The organism is Achromobacter sp. JD-1, assembly GCF_038594925.1.
Lineage (GTDB): Bacteria > Pseudomonadota > Gammaproteobacteria > Burkholderiales > Burkholderiaceae_B > Achromobacter > Achromobacter spanius_C.
Genome location: NZ_JBCGCS010000002.1, coordinates 110,072 through 128,209 on the forward strand (window position 1 = coordinate 110,072; position 18,138 = coordinate 128,209).

Annotated in this window: 18 protein-coding genes and 4 tRNA genes; 13 read left to right on the forward strand and 9 right to left on the reverse strand. The window is 62.4% G+C overall.

The genetic code is table 11. The features are described 5' to 3' along the window. The first annotated feature begins 21 nt into the window (after positions 1-21). From WBR68_RS03680 to WBR68_RS31480, 7 genes are read left to right on the forward strand one after another with little or no spacing between them, the layout of a single operon-like run. Positions 22-1,023 carry a ParB/RepB/Spo0J family partition protein gene (locus WBR68_RS03680; protein WP_230693567.1) on the forward strand — a complete coding sequence of 334 codons (1,002 nt, stop codon included), beginning with the start codon at positions 22-24 and terminating at the stop codon, positions 1,021-1,023. Further along, positions 1,020-1,421, forward strand: coding sequence for a hypothetical protein (locus WBR68_RS03685; protein ID WP_230693568.1), 402 nt, complete (start codon positions 1,020-1,022; stop codon positions 1,419-1,421). Before WBR68_RS03680 ends, WBR68_RS03685 begins: the two co-directional genes overlap by 4 nt. Further along, entirely contained in the window at positions 1,418-3,118 is a 1,701-nt protein-coding gene (locus tag WBR68_RS03690) for a DNA cytosine methyltransferase (RefSeq protein ID WP_230693569.1), read from the forward strand. Before WBR68_RS03685 ends, WBR68_RS03690 begins: the two co-directional genes overlap by 4 nt. Continuing rightward, positions 3,115-3,471, forward strand: a complete 357-nt coding sequence (locus WBR68_RS03695; protein ID WP_230693570.1) for a hypothetical protein — start codon at positions 3,115-3,117, stop codon at positions 3,469-3,471. The genes WBR68_RS03690 and WBR68_RS03695 overlap by 4 nt, the downstream gene beginning before the upstream one ends. After that, positions 3,458-3,874 carry an HNH endonuclease gene (locus tag WBR68_RS03700; RefSeq protein ID WP_230693571.1) on the forward strand — a complete coding sequence of 139 codons (417 nt, stop codon included), beginning with the start codon at positions 3,458-3,460 and terminating at the stop codon, positions 3,872-3,874. The genes WBR68_RS03695 and WBR68_RS03700 overlap by 14 nt, the downstream gene beginning before the upstream one ends. Continuing rightward, entirely contained in the window at positions 3,871-4,689 is an 819-nt protein-coding gene (locus WBR68_RS03705) for a hypothetical protein (protein WP_230693572.1), read from the forward strand. Before WBR68_RS03700 ends, WBR68_RS03705 begins: the two co-directional genes overlap by 4 nt. Beyond that, the gene (locus tag WBR68_RS31480; protein WP_370641184.1) at positions 4,686-5,063 is read left to right on the forward strand and encodes a helix-turn-helix domain-containing protein; all 378 of its coding nucleotides are present in this window, start codon (positions 4,686-4,688) and stop codon (positions 5,061-5,063) included. Before WBR68_RS03705 ends, WBR68_RS31480 begins: the two co-directional genes overlap by 4 nt. Here WBR68_RS31480 and WBR68_RS03710 read toward each other — a convergent pair. The 7 genes from WBR68_RS03710 to rnr form a co-directional block, all read right to left on the reverse strand. Continuing rightward, positions 4,984-6,099, reverse strand: coding sequence for a site-specific integrase (locus tag WBR68_RS03710; protein ID WP_230693573.1), 1,116 nt, complete (start codon positions 6,097-6,099; stop codon positions 4,984-4,986). The two genes, WBR68_RS31480 and WBR68_RS03710, sit on opposite strands and share 80 nt — an antisense overlap. A 171-nt stretch (positions 6,100-6,270) precedes the next feature. After that, a tRNA-Val gene (locus WBR68_RS03715) sits at positions 6,271-6,346 on the reverse strand. A 169-nt stretch (positions 6,347-6,515) separates the two neighbouring features. Further along, on the reverse strand, positions 6,516-6,788 hold the full coding sequence (locus tag WBR68_RS03720; protein WP_003812968.1) for an HU family DNA-binding protein: 273 nt from the start codon (positions 6,786-6,788) through the stop codon (positions 6,516-6,518). 357 nt (positions 6,789-7,145) lie between these two features. After that, positions 7,146-7,826, reverse strand: a complete 681-nt coding sequence (locus WBR68_RS03725; RefSeq protein ID WP_050445932.1) for a Fe2+-dependent dioxygenase — start codon at positions 7,824-7,826, stop codon at positions 7,146-7,148. A 58-nt stretch (positions 7,827-7,884) separates the two neighbouring features. Continuing rightward, positions 7,885-9,129: a cystathionine gamma-synthase family protein gene (locus tag WBR68_RS03730; protein WP_050445933.1), complete on the reverse strand. Its 1,245-nt coding sequence runs from the start codon at positions 9,127-9,129 to the stop codon at positions 7,885-7,887. A 48-nt stretch (positions 9,130-9,177) separates the two neighbouring features. Next, complete coding sequence (gene rlmB / locus WBR68_RS03735; protein ID WP_100857043.1) at positions 9,178-9,915, reverse strand: 23S rRNA (guanosine(2251)-2'-O)-methyltransferase RlmB; 738 nt, start codon at positions 9,913-9,915, stop codon at positions 9,178-9,180. 142 nt (positions 9,916-10,057) lie between these two features. Beyond that, complete coding sequence (rnr, locus tag WBR68_RS03740; protein WP_050445935.1) at positions 10,058-12,523, reverse strand: ribonuclease R; 2,466 nt, start codon at positions 12,521-12,523, stop codon at positions 10,058-10,060. Positions 12,524-12,797: 274 nt separating this feature from the next. Between rnr and WBR68_RS03745 the strand changes: the two genes are divergently transcribed. Both WBR68_RS03745 and WBR68_RS03750 read left to right on the forward strand, forming a co-directional pair. Next, positions 12,798-12,882: transfer RNA gene (locus WBR68_RS03745), tRNA-Leu, on the forward strand. Between the two features lie 102 nt (positions 12,883-12,984). Next, a tRNA-Leu gene (locus WBR68_RS03750) sits at positions 12,985-13,069 on the forward strand. Between the two features lie 237 nt (positions 13,070-13,306). Here the strand turns inward: WBR68_RS03750 and WBR68_RS03755 are convergent. After that, positions 13,307-13,918, reverse strand: coding sequence for a tRNA-uridine aminocarboxypropyltransferase (locus WBR68_RS03755; RefSeq protein WP_230693574.1), 612 nt, complete (start codon positions 13,916-13,918; stop codon positions 13,307-13,309). A 140-nt stretch (positions 13,919-14,058) separates the two neighbouring features. Between WBR68_RS03755 and WBR68_RS03760 the strand changes: the two genes are divergently transcribed. After that, a tRNA-Leu gene (locus tag WBR68_RS03760) sits at positions 14,059-14,143 on the forward strand. Positions 14,144-14,261: 118 nt separating this feature from the next. Here WBR68_RS03760 and WBR68_RS03765 read toward each other — a convergent pair. Next, a complete protein-coding gene (locus WBR68_RS03765) occupies positions 14,262-14,711 on the reverse strand; it encodes a GNAT family N-acetyltransferase (protein ID WP_370641185.1) in 450 nt (149 codons plus the stop codon). Between the two features lie 112 nt (positions 14,712-14,823). Between WBR68_RS03765 and WBR68_RS03770 the strand changes: the two genes are divergently transcribed. Genes WBR68_RS03770 through WBR68_RS03780 form a run of 3 tightly spaced genes read left to right on the forward strand, consistent with a single transcriptional unit; the run spans position 14,824 to position 17,995 of the window. After that, entirely contained in the window at positions 14,824-15,732 is a 909-nt protein-coding gene (locus WBR68_RS03770) for a DMT family transporter (protein ID WP_127186282.1), read from the forward strand. A 28-nt stretch (positions 15,733-15,760) separates the two neighbouring features. Then, complete coding sequence (locus WBR68_RS03775; protein WP_230693575.1) at positions 15,761-16,705, forward strand: AEC family transporter; 945 nt, start codon at positions 15,761-15,763, stop codon at positions 16,703-16,705. 9 nt (positions 16,706-16,714) lie between these two features. Next, entirely contained in the window at positions 16,715-17,995 is a 1,281-nt protein-coding gene (locus tag WBR68_RS03780; protein ID WP_050445939.1) for an arsenic transporter, read from the forward strand. Positions 17,996-18,138 lie beyond the last annotated feature (143 nt).

Genomic DNA, 18,138 nt, shown 5'->3' on the forward strand with positions numbered 1-18,138 from the left:
GTATCCCATTGAGGATTTTCCATGTCCGATCAATCCACCGCGCCTGTCTCTTTTAGGCAAAAGATTCTCAACAAAGAAATCAAGCGCGCCCACGCAATGCAAGTCCGCTACGAAGACCTGTATGTCGAACCTGGCTTTAACCTGCGGACCCCTATTGCACTGCTGGAAGGCGAAGAGCGTGAAAAGGCCGAGGCCGACGACGAAAGCCTGTTTCAGCACATCATGGCCGGCGGTCCGCTTCCGCCGCTGGAAGTCCGCCCGCGCAACGAAGGCGGCGTCTGGATCGTTGAAGGGCACCGCCGTCACATACAGATTGGTAGAGCGATTGCCGCAGGCGCGCCGCTTCAGGATGACGATGGGGTCGTCTGGATAGACGTGATGGCATTCGTCGGCAACGACGCCGACCGTACCGCCCGCGTCATCAGCAGCGCCAAGGGCCGTCACCTCCTGCCACTGGAAACGGCTTTTGGGTATGCAAAGCTGGCCGGCTTCAGGTGGGACAACGAGCGCATTGCCCGCCTTGAACAGGTGTCCCCGCAGTGGGTCGCAAAGATGATCAGCCTGGCCCACGCCAACAGCGACGTACACGCACTGGTGCTTTCCGGCGCGGTCAAGGCGTCTACTGCCATCGAAGCAATCGCCAAGCATGGCGAAGCCGCCGGCGCCTTCCTGCAAGCCCAGCTTGAAAAGGCCAAGGCCACCGGCAAGTCCAGGGTGACGCCCAGCAGCATCCACGGTCGCGCCCTGCCCCGCAAGGTAGTGTCCCCGCTCATCAGCGGCGTGGACGCCTTTATCAAGGGCCTGGATGCCAACCAGCGCGCAACCCTTGTGGACATCAAGGAAGGTCGCGTAGCCAGCGAGACGATCACCATTCCGGCCACCGCGCTTATCGATCTGTTCGACGCTCACGGTGCTGTCGAAACCGTCCGCGCCAAGCAAGCCGAAAAGCAGCGCCGTCAGACAGAAGCCGCAGCTGCTGCCGGCCAGGCCGAAATCCCCTCCGACCAGGGCGCGACGCCATGACCGCCACCTGCAATACAGGCCAGCAGCCCATCATCGGCTGGTACTGCGAGGGCACCTTCCCCGCCCACTTTACGGATTCCGTGACCGTTGCCAAACGCTGGATGGAACTGGGCTCCAAGGTCTCAGCCGTCGTTCGGCAAGACGACACCGCTGCGTCGAGCGCCAATCCCGCTACCCCTGCCGACGATGCGCTGGGCGACCGCGATGCGGCCTTTGAGGCTGTGCGTAAAGGCCTGTGCGCCCTGCAACGGTACAGCTTCTGGATTGGCCCGAGCGGTGGCGTAAAGCGGGTCGAAGATCGGTCGGGCAACTGGATCGACTTTGACGCGGCACACGAACTGTTCGACCCGGTAAACATCGACGCCGCCATTGCCCAGCAGAAGGAACCCACAGCATGATCCGCGACCAGTTTGTTTTGGACATCAACGAAGAACTCATCATCGACAACTTCGCCGGCGGCGGCGGTGCCTCCACAGGCATCGAATTGGCCCTGGGCCGCTGCGTGGATGTGGCAATCAATCACGACGCCGAAGCCATTGCGATGCACAGCATGAACCACCCGCAGACCCGTCATTACTGCGAATCGGTTTGGGATGTTGACCCGCTTGAAGTCACCAAGGGCCGCCCCGTTGGCCTCGGCTGGTTCAGCCCCGACTGCAAGCATTTCAGCAAGGCGAAGGGCGGCAAACCGCGTGAAAAGCGAATCCGCGGCCTTGCCTGGGTAGTGCTGCGTTGGGCCGCCCTGGTCCGCCCCCGCGTCATCATGCTGGAGAACGTCGAAGAATTCCGCACGTGGGGGCCTCTGCTGGAAAGTGGCCAGCCGTGCCCGCTCCGCAAGGGCAAGACGTTCCGGTCCTTTATCCACCAACTGCAAGAAAAGGGCTACCGCGTCGAACACCGCGAACTCCGTGCCTGCGACTACGGAGCCCCGACCATTCGTAAGCGCCTGTTCCTGATTGCCCGCTGCGATGGACAGCCCATTGTGTGGCCGTCGCCGACCCATGGCGCGCCCACTTCGCCGGATGTGGTTGAAGGTCGTTTGCAGCCCTGGCGTACGGCGGCGGACTGCATCGACTGGTCTATCCCCTGCCCTTCCATCTTCGAACGTGCCCGCCCCCTGGCCGGAGCCACCATGAAGCGAATAGCACGGGGGATCCGGCGGTATGTCCTTGATTCCGCAGCCCCGTTCATCGTGAAGTGCAACCACACCAGCAATCGCACCGTGTACGACTGCTTCAGGGGCAGCGGCATTCACGAACCGCTCAAGACCGTAACGGCAAGCCACGGGATGGCGGTGGTCGCGCCATACTTGACCGAACATGCCAACGGATCCACCCAGCGCAATTTCCCCGCCGATGAGCCGCTGCGCACCCAGTGCGCCGAGGTGAAAGGTGGGCACTTCGCGGTCGTTGCTCCCACGCTGATTCAGACGGGATACGGCGAGCGCGAGGGGCAAGCACCCCGCGCGCTGGACCTGGGCCGCCCCCTGGGCACCGTAACAGCCCAAGGCGGCAAGCACGCCCTTGTGTCCGCCTTCATGGCAAAGCACTACGGCGGCGGCTACGAAGGCGCAGGCGCGCCGCTGGATGGCCCCGCCCATACGATCACGACTGCGGACCACCACGCCTTGGTCACGTCGAACCTAATCAAGCTGCGTGGCGAATGCACGGGCAGCGCCGCAGGTGAACCGGTGGCCACCGTCACGGCAGGCGGCACCCACGTCGGCGAGGTCCGCGCCTTCCTGGTCAAGTACTACGGCCAGGGCGGGCAGGATCAGAGCGCCGCAGATCAGATGCACACCATTCCGACGAAGGATCGCTTGGGCCTGGTGACCGTCGCCGGCCAGGAATACCAGATCGCGGATATCGGCATGCGAATGCTGGAGCCGCACGAACTGTACGCCGCCCAGGGCTTCCCGCAGGACTACATCATCGCGCCGACGATCAACGGCCGGCGCCTTCCCAAACACGCCCAGGTCCGCATGTGCGGCAACAGCGTCTGCCCGCCTCTGGCGGCGGCACTGGTCCGCGCCAACCTGCCCGAAATGGCCTCTTGGTCCCGCCAAGATGCCAAGCTGCAAAGGATCTCCGCATGAGCAATTTCATTTGGCGCCTGCGCGCCGCACTTGCTTACCGCAGGGCCACCTTGCGCGCGCTGATATGCATCGTGTTGGCCGCAATGTTGGCGGCCTGCTCAAAAGAGCCTGTTTCCGTGTCCAGAACCGATAACCAAGGCATTTCGGTTGACGAGCTGTTCACTCACAAAGGCGTCACCGTCTTCAGGTTCTATGATGCCGGCCGCTGGGTCTACTTCACCAGCAACGCCGGCAATGTGAAAGCGCTGCATTCTGAAAACTGCGGCAAAGGTTGCACCCGCAACGTGACCGTCGAAACAATCGGCGCAGCCCATCTTGGTGTCGGCGGGGAGCGGCGAAATGGCGATCAGTAAAGCCGAGCGCGCCCGCGTCTTCGCCATGTTCGACGGCAAATGCGCGTACTGCGGGGAGCCGCTGCCGGAGCGCTGGCACGTTGATCACCTTGAGCCGGTTCAGCGCGACCTGAAAATGGTGCGCGGGGAGCGCTCCTGGAAGCTGGTGAGCGGTGCGCCTCTTCGCCCAGAGCGAGACGTTCCCGAGAACTACATGCCCGCCTGCCCGCCGTGCAACATCGACAAGCACGCGATGAGCCTGGAAGCCTGGCGCCTAAAGCTTCAGCGCACCTGCAAGGTTCTCACCGACAACTATCCAACCTACCGCCACGCTTTGCGATTCGGCCTAGCCGTTGAGACTGGCGCGAAGATCATATTCCACTTTGAGCGGGTGGCCGCCGAAGCGGCAAAGGACGCAGCATGACCCACCAAAACAGCGCCGCCCAGGCGGCAAACAAGGAAATCGACGCCATCATGGAACAGGCCCAGGTGTTCGCCTCTGCCTGGGCCTTCTACGGCGGTCCATTCGACCAGGGCGACGGCAAGGAGCAGGCCGAACGCGAAGAAGCGAAGCTGCGCGATGTGATCCGCGATGCGCTGTCCAAGCTGCGCGCGGAGGGCGTGCACGCGGGCGAGCCGGTAGCCGATACTGTGGAGCGGCAATGCCCTCGCTGTACGGGGAACGGGACAATTCTGCGCCTGAGCGGCAATGGTCCGGACGCCTACGACGTTCAGGAAGAATGCTCGCATTGCGAAGGATCTGGGGTGGTGGCAAGCGCTCCTGTAGCCGGGGAGGCGCTGTTTTGGTATCGACCGCGCTCCGATGGTGGCTATGAGGGGCCGATCCACAACGACCACATTGAAGATGTGCGCAGGCGGTCCGGCGCGTGGCTGCCCCTCCTTCCCGCGCCACAGGTCAGCGCTGCCCAGAACACGCCCACCGATGCCGACCTCTACGCCTGCTTCCCTGCATCGCTCGGCCCTGGCGGTGAATGGGCACTGAAAGGCGCCCGCATCGCCTTGGCTCGCTACGGCCACACCGCCCCCAAGGCCACCAAAGCGGAGCGCATCGTGTTCCCGGCGCACCTGCGCAAGATGTGGTCAGGTGGCGAGGTGCAGGCGTGGCTGGACAACCATCAGGGCATCACACCGCCGACGCCCAACGCCAAGGGCAGCCTGGAGCGCTACAGGGATTGGAAAGCCGAACCGGCCGAGGTAAATAAGGACCAAACGAAATGACTACGCAGAGCAACAATGCCCAGGCGGGCAACCTTGGCCTGCCAGCCCCCGTACAGACACGCGGAGCGCGCGTTCAGCGTTCCCCCGCGCAATTCGGCGCAAGTTCGCCCACCACTGGTGTGCAGGGCGCCGCTGAATTACTCAGCGTTCACCCAAAAACCGTTCTTGGTTTGATCGATGACGCCGCCATCCCCGCCGCCAAGGTCGGGCGGGCCTACGTTATGCTGGTCAAGGATGTTCTGGGGTATCTGGAGAAGATGATCGTCACGCAGACCAGCGCCAGGATGCGGGCGCCTACCAAAGCCCAGCGGCAAGGTCAGAACCGCGCAGGTTCGCGTAGCGCATCATCATCCGCTGACTCTTGTGGCCGGTAATTTTCATGATCTGCGTTTCCGAAAGCTGGGTGCGCTCAAAAAGGCGACTCGTGGCTTCGTGCCGAAGGTCATGGAACCGTAAGTCTTCGCATCCAGCCTGTTCGAAAATATTCGCGAATAGCTTGGACAGAAAGTCGCTGGTTGCCGGCAAGGAGGCATCCTCGCCGTTCCACCAGGGGAACAAGAGCGCATCGGGTGCGATCTGACGTTCCAACATGTGGGACTCCAGCAAGCCGCGCGCAATACTCGACATGGGCACCTGGCGCTTGTCCCCGTTCTTGGTCTTGTCCAGAAAGATAGTCCGCTTGGGCAAATCCACTTGATGCACACGCAGCGTGTACATTTCCCGCAGCCTCATCGCAGATTCCAGCGCGAGCTGGTACAGAAGGCGCAGCGCCACCTTGTCCGGTAGCGGATAGGGCTTATGCTTCCTTGCAAGCTCGCCGCCATCGATGACCGCTAAGATTGCTTCATTCTCGCCCCGTTCAAGCCGGCGATCACGCTCCTGATCGACGCGCTTCACGCCCCCGGCCTTGACTCGATCCTCTTCGGTGTATTGGGCGTACCCGTTCGGTAAGGACCGGAACGGGTGATCTGGCATCGTCAGATAGCCCTGCCGCATCCCCCAATCAGTGCACCGCGCCAAAGCGCCCACGCGCGCCCTGATCGACGCGGGTGCCAGCCGCTCTATGCGTTTCATGGCCGAAATCCAATTGTCCACCCAGGCCGCCGCGATGCCCCGAAGCGGGGTGCCGCCCTCCATGCGTACCACCACACGAAGCGCCGCCACATCCTTGGGGGACGGGTGGGCGTTCCGCTGGTACTCACGGTCAAGATCGGCAATCGTCAAAATGCGGCTTTCGGCGCGGTGTTCCGCCGGCACGATGCCATTGTCTAGCAGCGCCTCCAGTCGGGAGGCATATGCGTCGCCCTCTTCCTCGGAAGTGAACGTCATGTAGATGGGCTTTTCCAGCACGCCTGCGCGCTTGAAAATGTATTCCCAGGTGCCGTTCGCCCGCTTTCTCTTTCCTGCCACCGCTGCCCCCGCGCCTACTCGTTAAGAGCGGCCAATGTAGGGCGTAGGACGGTTGGTAGCAAGCTCTTTATGGTTGGTTGAGGCTCCCTTAGACTCCCTATTCGGGTGGCAAAAGGGCAATAAAAAAGGCACTTGGCTGAGCCTAAGTGCCTGATTTAACGCGCTTTTGGGTGGTGGGTGCTACAGGGGTCGAACCTGTGACCTACGCCTTGTAAGGGCGCCGCTCTACCAACTGAGCTAAGCACCCGATCCTGACACTTTCAGTGCTGCTTGAACACGATGACTCGTTCAAGGCAGTGACCAATTCGCAGCCAACTCGGGGTACTCAAAAGCAATACGCGGGCCGGAGTATACCGGACCGCGTCGTTGTCGGCAAATCGCGTGGGGCCGGTGCCCAGCGACCGCCTTGCCGTCGATTAGTTGACGGCGTCCTTCAGGGCCTTGCCCGGACGGAACTTCGGCACCTTGGCCTTCTTGATCTTGATGGTTTCGCCCGTGCGCGGGTTACGGCCGGTGCGAGCAGCGCGAGCCGACACAGCAAACGTGCCAAAGCCAACCAACGTTACCGTGCCGCCTTTCTTCAGCGTGGTCTTGACGGCACCGATCAGGGCGTCGAGCGAACGGCCGGCAGCAGCCTTGGAGATATCGGCCTTGCTGGCGATGTGATCGATGAGTTCAGTTTTGTTCATTCAGGTGTACCCCTCACAAGGTATGGAGTCTGGCGAGACCGTGGGGTTCATGGCTGTCATGAGGGGACGCCACCAACTAATCGCAAGGTCCGACAAACGACGAACAGACAGTGGATAGACTTTTCTTGCGCTGCAAAAGCACAACTTTTAAACTGCTGCGCCGCCTAGGATTTGATGACATAAATGTCTTCAAACCGTCAGCGACGCAGAGGTGTATTAGGCCTTGGCGCAGAGCGGCTGTCAAGCAAAAACCTCACCACAACCCGCGCCAATACTAGCTTTTAGCCGTTTTCGCAATATACACAAACGCGCATTTCGGGGTTTGCGCGACACCGCCAAAAACACTTCAAGCCTGAATCAAACATCCGCCCAGCGGCGCAGCAAATTGTGATAAATGCCGGTCAGCTGCACGAGGGATGCGTGCCCCGCCACGTCCTGGTTCAAGCGTTGTATCGCCACGTCCATATCCAGCAGCAATGCTCGCTGGCTATCCTCGCGCACCAGGCTTTGCATCCAGAAAAACGAACTGACACGCGCACCGCGCGTCACCGGGTTCACCTTGTGCAGGCTGGTGCCCGGGTACAGCACCATGTGCCCCGCTGGCAGCTTCACCGCGCGTGGACCATAAGTGTCATCAATGACGAGTTCGCCGCCGTCGTAGGAATCAGGCTCCGAGAAAAACAGCGTGGCGGACAAGTCCGTGCGCACGCGCTCGGCTGTACCCGTGATGCCGCGCACCGCATTGTCCACGTGATAGCCGAAGGCCTCGCCGCTCTCATAACGGTTGAACAGGGGCGGGAAGATCTTGCGGGGCAAGGCAGCCGACATGAACAGGTTGTTCGTGGCCAGCCGCTGCAAGATAAGGTTGCCCAGCTCCTGCGCCAGCGGATGCTGCTCGGACAACTGGCGGTTGCGCTTGACCTCGGCGGACTGGTAGCCCGCCGTGACCTTGCCGTCCACCCATTCGGAGGCATCCAGCCTCTGACGGATATCAGCCGCCTCGTCGGGCGTGAAAACGTCTGCAATCTGTATAAGCATGAGCCGGGGGTCCTTGAAGCGCGCCAGTCGCAAAGACGCCCAGCGCGCGGTTGCCGAATTATCCCTTCAGGCAACCATTGAGCGCCTGATCGAAATCAAACAGCAGATCGGCCTCGTCCTCAATGCCGACCGACACGCGGATCAGGCTGTCCGCAATGCCCATTTGCTTGCGACGTTCGGCGCCCATCTCGTAATAGATGGTGTGCGCGGCCGGCAGCGCCAGGCTGCGGGTGTCGCCCAGGTGCGTTGCCATCAGCACGATGCGCAGGCGGTTCAGGAAATCAAAGCAGTCCACCCCATCGGCCAGCTCCACGCCCAGCAGGCCGCCAAAGCGCGAGCCGAACAAGGCGGCGGCGCGCGCATGCTGCGCGTGGCCGGCCAAACCGGGGTAATGCACCTTGGCCACGCCAGGGTGTTCGTTCAGAAAGCGGGCCAGCGCCAGCGCGTTGGCGCAGTGTTTGGCCATGCGCAGCGCCAGCGTTTCGGCGCCAACGGCGATGCGGTGCGCGGGCTCGGCCGCCAGCGTGCCGCCCATGTCGCGCAAGCCCTTCTTCTTGATCTGGGTCAGCCCCCACGCCGTGGACGGGCCCTTGCGATAGGCGTCATAGATATTGGAATAGTCGACCCAGTCATACAGGCCGGTGTCCGTCACCGCGCCGCCCAGCGCGTTGCCATGGCCGCCGATATATTTCGACAGCGAATTCATCACCAGCGACGCGCCCACCGTCGACGGGCGGAACATCCAGGGCGACGTCAGCGTGTTGTCCACGACGTAGACCAGATTTTTTTCGCGGCAGATCTCGCCGATCACCGCCAGGTCGGCAACCTGCGTGCCCGGGTTGGCGATGGTTTCCGTAAAGACCATGCGCGTATTGGGCTGAATGGCCGCGCGCACTTGCGCCGCGTCCGTCGCATCCACGAAAGTGATTTCAACACCCAGCTCAAGCAGCGTGCCCAACAGGCTATTGGTATTGCCGAACACAAATTGGCTGGACACCATGTGGTCACCACGGCGCAGCAGGGTCGTGAAGATAGCCGACAACGCCGCCATGCCGGTAGCGAAGCTGACGGTGCCCTTGCCGCCTTCCATGTGGTTGATCTTGGCTTCCAGCGCCGTGGTGGTGGGCGTGCCCTGGCGCGCGTAGGTAAAGCCCGCCTTGCCCTGGAACACTGCCGCCAGTTCACGCGCGTCGTCGTAGGCGAATTCCGACGACGGATGCATCGGCTTGTGCACCGCTCCGTGCTCGACGGATTGTTGGCGGTCGGAATGGAGGATCGTGGTGGTAAAGCCGTTCTGGTGCATGATGGGCTGACGTGTAAAAAAAGCGGGAAAAGAATCGGACGGAACGGCTCAGGCTTTGCGCTGACGCACGGTTTCGTACAGGCAGACGGCGCTGGCCACGCTGACGTTCAGGCTTTCCACCGAACCCAGCATTGGAATGTTCACCAACTGGTCGCAGGTTTCGCGGGTCAGGCGTCGCATGCCCTCGCCTTCGGCGCCCATGACCCAGGCCATCGGCTGGCGCGCGTCGATCTGGTGCATGCTCTCGGTAGCCTGGTCATCGGTGCCCACCAGCCACACGCCGCGATCCTTCAGGCTGCGCATGGTGCGCGCCAAGTTGGTCACCATCAGGTAGGGGACGGTATCGGCCGCGCCGCAAGCCACGCGCTGCACGGTGGCATTCAAACCCACCGCGCGGTCGCGCGGCGCGATCACGGCATGCACGCCGGCCGCATCAGCGGTACGCAGGCAGGCGCCCAGATTGTGCGGGTCCGTCACGCCATCCAGAATCAAAAGCAGCGGCGGCCCTTCGATCACATCGAGCACTTCGTCCACATCCACGGCCAGCTGGCGCTCGTCGGCCAGGGCCACTACGCCTTGGTGGCGCGTACCGCGCGACAGCCCGTCCAGGCGCTCCATCGGAACCGGATGCACGCGGCAGCCCGCCTTCTCGGCCTGTTCGATGAACGTCTGCATGCGCTTGTCGCGGCGCGACGCCTCGACATAGATTTCCTTGATCGACTCGGGCGCGTGGCGCAGCCGCGCGACAACCGCGTGAAACCCGGCTAGAACTTGGGTCGACGCCATAAATGCAATACCTTTAGATAAACGAATACCCGCCCCAAAGGGGGCGGGCCACCGGACCAAGCCGGCCATCAACGCAATGTTACCCCTTATGGCCGCGCCGCCCTACGGCGGGCTGACCATGAAGGGGCCATCAACCCAGCGGTCAATGGCGCTTGTGCGTCGCCTTTTTTGCCGGAGCAGCGCGCTTGGCCGTCCGAGGCGGCTTGCCCGCCTTCTTGGCGTCCGCGCGGCGTTCCTTGGCGGTCTGGCCTTTCAGCGCAGCCGGTTTCGGCGCCGCCGCCTTCTTTACCCTGCGCACCGGCTCGTCGGGACCCCGGGCCGACGCCTTGCGCAAGGCGTCGAAACTCGTGCCCTGCACCAGGCGGAACTCAATACGGCGGGCTTCCAGGTCAACACGCGCCACCTGCACCTGCACCTTGTCGGTCAGGCGGTAGCGCATGCCCGTGCGCTCGCCGCGCAGTTCATGCAACCCGTCGTTGAATTGGAAGTACTCGCCACCTAGTTCGGAGACATGCACCAGCCCTTCAACGTGCAGCGTATCCAGCGTGACGAAGATGCCAAAGCTGGCGACGCCGGTCACGGTGCCGCTGAAGTCCTCGCCCACACGTTCCTTGACGAACCAGCACTTGAGCCAGGCCTCGACGTCGCGAGACGCTTCGTCGGCGCGGCGCTCGGTGGCCGACAGCACCAGGCCCATCTTTTCCCAGATGGCCTGTTCGTGTTCTTTCTGCGTACGCCCGATGACCACCGCGTGGTCATCCAGGCTGGGCACATAGCGCTGCCCGGCCAGCAACGCCTTGATGACACGGTGCGTCAGCAGGTCGGGATAGCGGCGAATGGGCGACGTGAAGTGGCTGTAGCCCGGGTAGGCCAAACCGAAGTGGCCCATGTTGTCGGGGCTGTAGACGGCCTGTTGCATGGATCGCAGGCACATCGACTGCAGCAACTGGTAATCAGGACGGCCGCGCACGGTGTCGAGGAAGTCGCCGTAGTCCTTGGCCGTGGGCATATCGCCCCCGCCCAACGACAGGCCCATTGTGCGCAGGAATTCGCGCAGCGACTGCAGACGTTCCGGCGTGGGGCCTTCGTGAATGCGGTACAGGCCCGGATGCTTGCTGCGCGTCATGAAATCAGCCGCGCAGGTGTTGGCGGCCAGCATGCATTCTTCGATCAGCTTGTGGGCATCGTTGCGCACCGACGGCACGATTTGTTCAATACGGCCCAGTTCGTTGCAGACGATCTTGGTTTCGACGGTGTCGAAATCAATGGCGCCCCGCTTCTTGCGGCCTTGCACCAGCAATTGGAACAGCTCGTACAGATGCTGGACATGCGGCAACACGTTGCGCATCGCGGCGGCGGCGGGGCCACCAGGCTGTTGCAACGCCGCCCAGATGTTCGTGTAGGTGGTGCGCGCATGCGAGTGCATCACCGCGTTATAGAACTGATAGGCCGTGACCGTGCCGGCCTTGGCGCCCGTCGCGGGGATCACCATGTCGCACACCAGCACCAGGCGGTCTACGTCGGGGTTCAGCGAACACAGCCCGTTGGACAGGGATTCCGGCAACATCGGAATGACGCGGCGCGGGAAGTACACGCTGGTGCCGCGCTCAATGGCGTCGTCGTCCAGCGCATCGCCGGGACGGACGTAATGGCTGACGTCGGCAATGGCCACCAACAGGCGCCAGCCAGGACGCTTGCGTTGGCCCGTGCCGAGCTCGACGGGCTCGCAATACACGGCGTCGTCGAAGTCGCGCGCGTCTTCGCCATCAATAGTGATCAGTGGCACATCGCGCAAATCAACGCGGTCTTTCAGATCGCTCTTGCGCACGACGTCAGGCAGGCGCGCAGCCTGCTTGCGAGCGGCTTCCGAAAACTCGACCGGCACGTCGAACTTGCGCACGGCAATTTCGATTTCCATGCCGGGGTCGTCGATTTCGCCCAGCACTTCAGCCACACGGCCCAGCGGCTGCGTGTGGCGCGTGGGCTGCTCAATGATTTCAACCGCGACCACCTGCCCATGCTGGGCGCCATTGGTATCGCTGGGAGGAATCAGGATGTCGTGCTTGATACGCTGGTCTTCCGGCACAACGATGGACAAGCCATGCTCGTGCAGGAAACGGCCCACCAGCTTATTGGTGCGGCGCTCAATGACTTCAACGATGGTGCCTTCCGGCTTGCCCCGGTATTCGCCGGTGGGCTTGACCAGTACGCGGTCGCCATGCAGCACCTTGAGCATTTCGCGCGGAGACAGGAACAGGTCCGGCCCGCCATCATCGCGCAGCAGGAAACCGAAGCCGTCGCGGTGGCCCAGCACCTTGCCGGCAACGAAGTCCAACTTGGTGGCCAGCAGCAAGACGCCCTTGCGGTTGGGCATAAGCTGGCCGTCGCGCTCCATGGCGCCCAGGCGGCGTTCAAATCCGACCATCGTCGCCGCGCGCTCAACGCCCATGCGTTCGGCCAATTCCACCGGAGACAACGGCGAACCTGCGGTACGCAGCGCGGTCAGAATGGCTTCACGGGACGGGACGTCAGGGTCGAAGTCCGGCGGCGCTTCGGGCAAGGATGTTGATCTGTTGTTTTTCGATTCGTTATTCGATCGTTTTGCCAAAGCTAAAATTTCCGTATATAATGCGCAGCTTCTGTGGTTCGCCCAAGGCTGAACACTGAAGCAGAAATGGTCAGAAGGGCTGCAAATCAGGTGTCAAAACCATGCAACCCTGGGTCGAAAGACCACATTGTAAAACCAAGTGCGCTCAGGACGCATGTTTTAGTTAAGTCAGTATGTTGAAAACAACGCAAGTTGAAATCAACACACAGCGCTTAATAAAACCATGCAACTAGGGCCGCAGCGTATCACATAGTTCTGACAAGGTTCTCTCAGTGCCCAGGTGGCGGAATTGGTAGACGCGCACGGTTCAGGTCCGTGTGCCGAAAGGTGTGGAGGTTCGAGTCCTCTCCTGGGCACCACGGAATTTAAATCGAATCCGTTTTCAAACGGGTTGGATAGCAAAAATCAGCAATACCAGCAGTACCAGCAGCAAACCTGCTAGAGCAAATAGCTCTTCCAGTGCCCAGGTGGCGGAATTGGTAGACGCGCACGGTTCAGGTCCGTGTGCCGAAAGGTGTGGAGGTTCGAGTCCTCTCCTGGGCACCACCCGCATATAAGTCAGAACAGCGTCAGCGCTGGGTTGATAGCAAGGCTGAAGGCCCCGAATATCGAAAGATGCTCGGGGCTTTTGCTTTGTGCGCCAATAAGCGCAAGCGGCTGAGATTCGGGGCTGAGATTCGGGGCTGACATTCGATATATCGGGCGCATTATGCGATGCACCCGGTTTGCGCCCAACCAATTTGATTATTCGCCCTCTTCCCACCTAGCCATGGGTGCATGGCATTAACGCCACGGCACCTTGCGCTGCAAATGATGGCGCGCATAAAGATCCTCACCCATCCCTTCGATCTGCCCGTCGATCAGCGCTTCGAACGGCCGCAGCAAGGCGTCGACATTCATCGGGGCTTCAATCGCGTTCAAGGCGTGCGTCACCGCTTCAATGGTGGATAGCGCGCCCGGAATGTCGGCATGGCGCACGCGATAGCGCGTCGTCAGCCCCGGCGGCAACATCACACGCGGCAACGCCGCCAGCTCAGGGTTGATGTGCAGCAGCTTGCGCGCGTGCCCCCAGGTGCCATCCGGCACGATCAATTGAATTGGCTGATCCAGATCCCGGCCATAACCGGGCATCAAGACGTCGGCGGCGGGCCCCGGAAACAGCAGGCGGGGTGCGTAGCCCGGCTTTTCCCACACGTCGGGCGTGAAGGTTTCGCCCACTACACGCCGCGCGCCAGCCAAGCCCAGCACCGCCAACCTGGCCGTATTCAATGCATGGCGCGCTTCACTAGGGTGTTGCAACACCAGCAGATGGGTGCGGCATGACAAGGCGGGAATAAGCGGGCACAGACAGTGGGATTCGGGGCGCAGGCAACGCGTGCATAGGGCTCGGGACATGGGGCGACACTATAAACTCTTGCCTATAAACTCTTGCTTGCGTACGCCAAAAAAAATGTGCATAATCTCGCTTCTCTGCTGCTGAACCAGAAACGACGCGAAAGCGACGAACCCTGTGACGCAAAGGGGATAGCAACATAGCCCAGGTGGCGGAATTGGTAGACGCGCACGGTTCAGGTCCGTGTGCCGCAAGGTGTGGAGGTTCGAGTCCTCTCCTGGGCACCAATTATTACATCACGAGGTACCTGTCGTGATGCGCCAAGAAAAACCCCGTTCGTGAAAACGACCGGGGTTTTTTCTTTTGCACGGTGCGTACGCTGTATCGGCCGGCTGTTGTATTGCCCTACTTCAGTTCGCGCGTCATCACGACGTGCGGAATGCCGGCTTCGATGAATTCTTCGCCCTCGACGGTGAAGCCATGCGCCTCATAGAAACCGGCCGCGTGTTTCTGCGCGTGCAGCACCAACATGCGGTGCCCGTCGCCATGACCCTGCTCGATCAAGGCGGTAAGCAACTGAGCGCCCACCCCCTTGCCACGCGCCCGCTTGTGAACGGCCATGCGGCCGATATGCCCATCGGGCAAGAGGCGGCCGGTGCCCATCGGCGTGCCGTCGGGGCCATAGGCCACCGCATGCACCGACACGGCGTCGTCGTCGTCTAGCTCTACCTCCGGCGGCACCTTCTGTTCAACCACGAATACCTCATGGCGGACCGAATAGGCGTCTTCGCGCAGGCGGTCCCAGGTCCCCAGGGCAATACGCACCGCTGATTGCTTGTTGGTCGACATCTGCATTTCCTCGCGTACGGCTCATCAACAATAAATATCCTACGCCGCATTCTCGCAGGGATGACAACGAGACGAAAAGGGGTACGATCGCGGCTTGCCCTCGTTGCCCGCACCCAACATGACGCCCGCCGCACCCCCGACCTGGTTGAAAGCCGCCCCCGCGCTTTTCCTGTTGTTGTGGTCCAGCGGCTTCGTGGTGCTGAAGATCGGCCTGGCTTATGCCGACCCGCTGACGTTCCTGGCGGTGCGCTACGCCTGTGTAGTGCTCATCCTGGCGCCATTCATGCTGATCATGCGCCCACCGCTTCCGCGCGGCGCGCGCGCATGGGGCCATCTGGCCATGGTCGGTGTGTTGCTGCAGGCCGGTTATTTCTGCTGCACCTATCTGTCGCTCAAGCTGGGCATGTCCGCTGCGGGGCTTGCGTTGATTGCATCGCTGCAACCGATTCTGATCGGCCTGCTGGCGCCCATGATCGCGCATGAACGGGTCGACGCCCGGCGCTGGACGGGGCTGGGCCTGGGCGTTGCGGGCGCCGCGCTCGTCATCGTGGCCAAGGCGTCCATCGACGTACTGGCGCCGCTGGGGCTGCTGTTCGCCGTGGGCGCGCTGCTTTGCATCACCAGCGGCACGCTCTACGAAAAACGCTACGGCACGGCGACGCATCCCATCACGTCCAACATGGTGCAGTACGCCGTCGGCCTCGCCGTGACGGCGCCGCTGGCCTTCGCCCTGGAACCCATGCACATCGAATGGACCGGCCCGCTGCTGGCCGCGCTGGCGTATCTTGTCGTGGGAAATTCGCTGGTCGCCATCACCTTGCTGCTGACCATGATCCGGCACGGCGAAGCCTCGCGCGTGTCCGCCTTGTTTTTCCTGGTGCCGCCCTGCGCCGCCATTTTTGCGCTGTTGGCGCTGGGCGAACCCATCCCGGCGCTGGCGTGGCCGGGCATGGCCTTGGCCGCAGGGGGCATTCTGTTGGTCACCCGCAGCGCGCGCCAGAATCCACATCCGCCCAAAGTAGAATGAGCGCCTTCCCGCGCCCACTCCCCCAACCATGAACGCCGTCATCACTGCCGCCCTGCCGGTCTTTGCGCTGATCCTGACCGGCTGGCTGGCAGCCCGGGGCAAGGTACTGGGGCCTGGCGCCACCGACGCCTTGAACCGCTACGTGGTCTACCTGTCGTTGCCGGCGCTGCTGTTTCGCGCGATGACGCAGGTGGATCTGGCGCATATGGCGCACTGGGGCTTTGTGGCCGCCTTCGCCGGCGGCATTGCCGTCACCTTCCTGGTATCTTTTCTGCCCGGCCGTGGCGGACGGCGCCCGCTGACCGACCGCAGCATCGAAGGCCTGGCGGCGTCCTATGCCAATGCGGGCTATATGGGCATCCCCTTGTGCGTGGCGCTGTTTGGCGCGGAAAGCCTGGCGCCCGCCGCGTTCACCACACTGCTGACCGCCAGTGTTTTATTCGGCTTTGCCATCGCATTGATCGAATTCGACCGGCAACAAGCCCCCAACGCCGCCACCACGCTGCTCAAGGTTGGCCGCGCGTTGATGCGCAACCCCTTGCTGGCCGCGCCGGTGCTCGGCCTGGCGTGGGCGGCCACGGGCCTGCCCCTGCCTGACGGCATCGACCGCTACGTTGCGCTGCTGGGCGCATCCGCCAGCCCCTGCGCGCTGGTCACCATCGGCTTGTTCCTGGCGCAGACGGAAACCGCCACCGCGGGCCCCGGCGTACTGCGCCTGGTGGTCGGCAAGCTGCTGCTGCAGCCCACCGTCACCGCCGTGCTGGCGTTCTACGTATTTTCGATGCCACCGCTGTGGGCCTGGACCGCCGTGCTGATGAGCGCGCTGCCCATCGGCACGGGCCCTTTCATGCTGGCGAAGATGTACGGGCGCGATGCCCGCGTGACCTCGCGCGCCATTCTTGTTTCCACCGTTGCATCCGTGCTCACCGTCAGCGTGCTGGTGGCCTGGATCAGCGCCCATCCTATTTCCTGATCGCCTGTCATGCTGCTTGCCGCCGCCATTTTCATTCTGACCATCACGCTTGTGATCTGGCAGCCAAGAGGCTTGTCCATCGGCTGGAGCGCGGTCATCGGCGCCGGCCTGGCCTTGGCGACTGGCGTGGTCCACGTGGCCGACATCGCGGATGTCTGGCGCATCGTCTGGAACGCCACCGCCACCTTTATCGCCATCATCATCACCAGCCTGATCCTGGACGAAGCCGGCTTCTTCGAATGGTCCGCGCTGCATGTGGCGCGTTGGGGCGGCGGACGCGGACGGCTGTTGTTCGTGCTGATCGTGCTGCTGGGCGCCGCGGTGTCGGCATTGTTCGCCAATGACGGCGCGGCCCTGATCCTGACGCCCATCGTCATGGAAATGCTGCTGGCGCTGGGTTTCGGGCCCGGCGCGTCGCTGGCTTTCGTGATGGCGGCGGGCTTCATCGCCGATACCGGCAGCATCGCGCTGATCGTGTCGAACCTGGTGAACATCGTGTCGGCCGACTTCTTCGGCATCGGCTTTGGCGAATACGCCTCGGTGATGCTGCCGGTCAATCTGATGGCGGTGGGCTCAACGCTGGTGGTGCTGCTGCTGTTCTTTCGCAAGAGCATTCCGCCACGTTATGACGTCAGCCAACTGCCCGCCCCCGCCTCGGCGATTCGGGATCCCATCACCTTTCGCGCTGGCTGGATCGTACTGGGCCTGCTGCTGACCGGGTTCTTCGTGCTGGAGCCGATGGGCGTTCCGGTCAGCGCCATCGCGGCGGCCGGCGCGCTGGGCCTGCTGTTGATCGCGGGACGCCAACACATCGTGGGCACGCGCAAGATCATGCGCGAAGCGCCCTGGCACATCGTGATCTTCTCGCTGGGGATGTACCTGGTTGTGTACGGCCTGCGCAACGCCGGCCTGACCGCGCATCTGGCACAAGTGCTGGACTGGTGTGCCCAATATGGCTTATGGGGCGCGGCAATGGGCACGGGCCTGATCACCGCGTTCCTGTCGTCTGTCATGAACAACTTGCCCACCGTGCTGGTGGGCGCGCTGTCGATCGCCGACACCAGCGCCACGGGCCCGCTGAAGGACGCCATGATCTACGCCAACATCATCGGCAGCGACCTGGGCCCGAAGATCACGCCCATCGGCAGCCTGGCCACCCTGCTCTGGCTGCACGTGCTGGCGCGCAAGGGGCTGCGCATCACCTGGGGTTATTACTTCAAGGTGGGCATCGTGTTGACGCTTCCCGTATTGCTCTTGACTCTGGCAGCGCTGGTGTGGCGTTTGCAGTGAATACGGCGGATCTCGGTCGCAGTGCCCGCTAATAACTTTTTGCTATTAATCAATCATTAATTTATGTTTTTAGCAATTAAGCCACCGCCGTAAACTTTCATCCTTCTCCACGGGCGCCCTATCTTGCGCCCGTTTGCTTTGAC

Excerpts from the sequence above, each read along its gene's own strand:
- WBR68_RS03680 (WP_230693567.1), top strand. The coding sequence starts at position 22 with ATGTCCGATCAATCCACCGCGCCTGTCTCTTTTAGGCAAAAGATTCTC.
- WBR68_RS03685 (WP_230693568.1), top strand. The coding sequence starts at position 1,020 with ATGACCGCCACCTGCAATACAGGCCAGCAGCCCATCATCGGCTGGTAC.
- WBR68_RS03690 (WP_230693569.1), top strand. The coding sequence starts at position 1,418 with ATGATCCGCGACCAGTTTGTTTTGGACATCAACGAAGAACTCATCATC.
- WBR68_RS03695 (WP_230693570.1), top strand. The coding sequence starts at position 3,115 with ATGAGCAATTTCATTTGGCGCCTGCGCGCCGCACTTGCTTACCGCAGG.
- WBR68_RS03700 (WP_230693571.1), top strand. The coding sequence starts at position 3,458 with ATGGCGATCAGTAAAGCCGAGCGCGCCCGCGTCTTCGCCATGTTCGAC.
- WBR68_RS03705 (WP_230693572.1), top strand. The coding sequence starts at position 3,871 with ATGACCCACCAAAACAGCGCCGCCCAGGCGGCAAACAAGGAAATCGAC.
- WBR68_RS31480 (WP_370641184.1), top strand. The coding sequence starts at position 4,686 with ATGACTACGCAGAGCAACAATGCCCAGGCGGGCAACCTTGGCCTGCCA.
- WBR68_RS03720 (WP_003812968.1), bottom strand. The coding sequence starts at position 6,788 with ATGAACAAAACTGAACTCATCGATCACATCGCCAGCAAGGCCGATATC.
- WBR68_RS03725 (WP_050445932.1), bottom strand. The coding sequence starts at position 7,826 with ATGCTTATACAGATTGCAGACGTTTTCACGCCCGACGAGGCGGCTGAT.
- WBR68_RS03730 (WP_050445933.1), bottom strand. The coding sequence starts at position 9,129 with ATGCACCAGAACGGCTTTACCACCACGATCCTCCATTCCGACCGCCAA.
- rlmB (WP_100857043.1), bottom strand. The coding sequence starts at position 9,915 with ATGGCGTCGACCCAAGTTCTAGCCGGGTTTCACGCGGTTGTCGCGCGG.
- WBR68_RS03755 (WP_230693574.1), bottom strand. The coding sequence starts at position 13,918 with ATGTCCCGAGCCCTATGCACGCGTTGCCTGCGCCCCGAATCCCACTGT.
- WBR68_RS03765 (WP_370641185.1), bottom strand. The coding sequence starts at position 14,711 with ATGCAGATGTCGACCAACAAGCAATCAGCGGTGCGTATTGCCCTGGGG.
- WBR68_RS03770 (WP_127186282.1), top strand. The coding sequence starts at position 14,824 with ATGACGCCCGCCGCACCCCCGACCTGGTTGAAAGCCGCCCCCGCGCTT.
- WBR68_RS03775 (WP_230693575.1), top strand. The coding sequence starts at position 15,761 with ATGAACGCCGTCATCACTGCCGCCCTGCCGGTCTTTGCGCTGATCCTG.
- WBR68_RS03780 (WP_050445939.1), top strand. The coding sequence starts at position 16,715 with ATGCTGCTTGCCGCCGCCATTTTCATTCTGACCATCACGCTTGTGATC.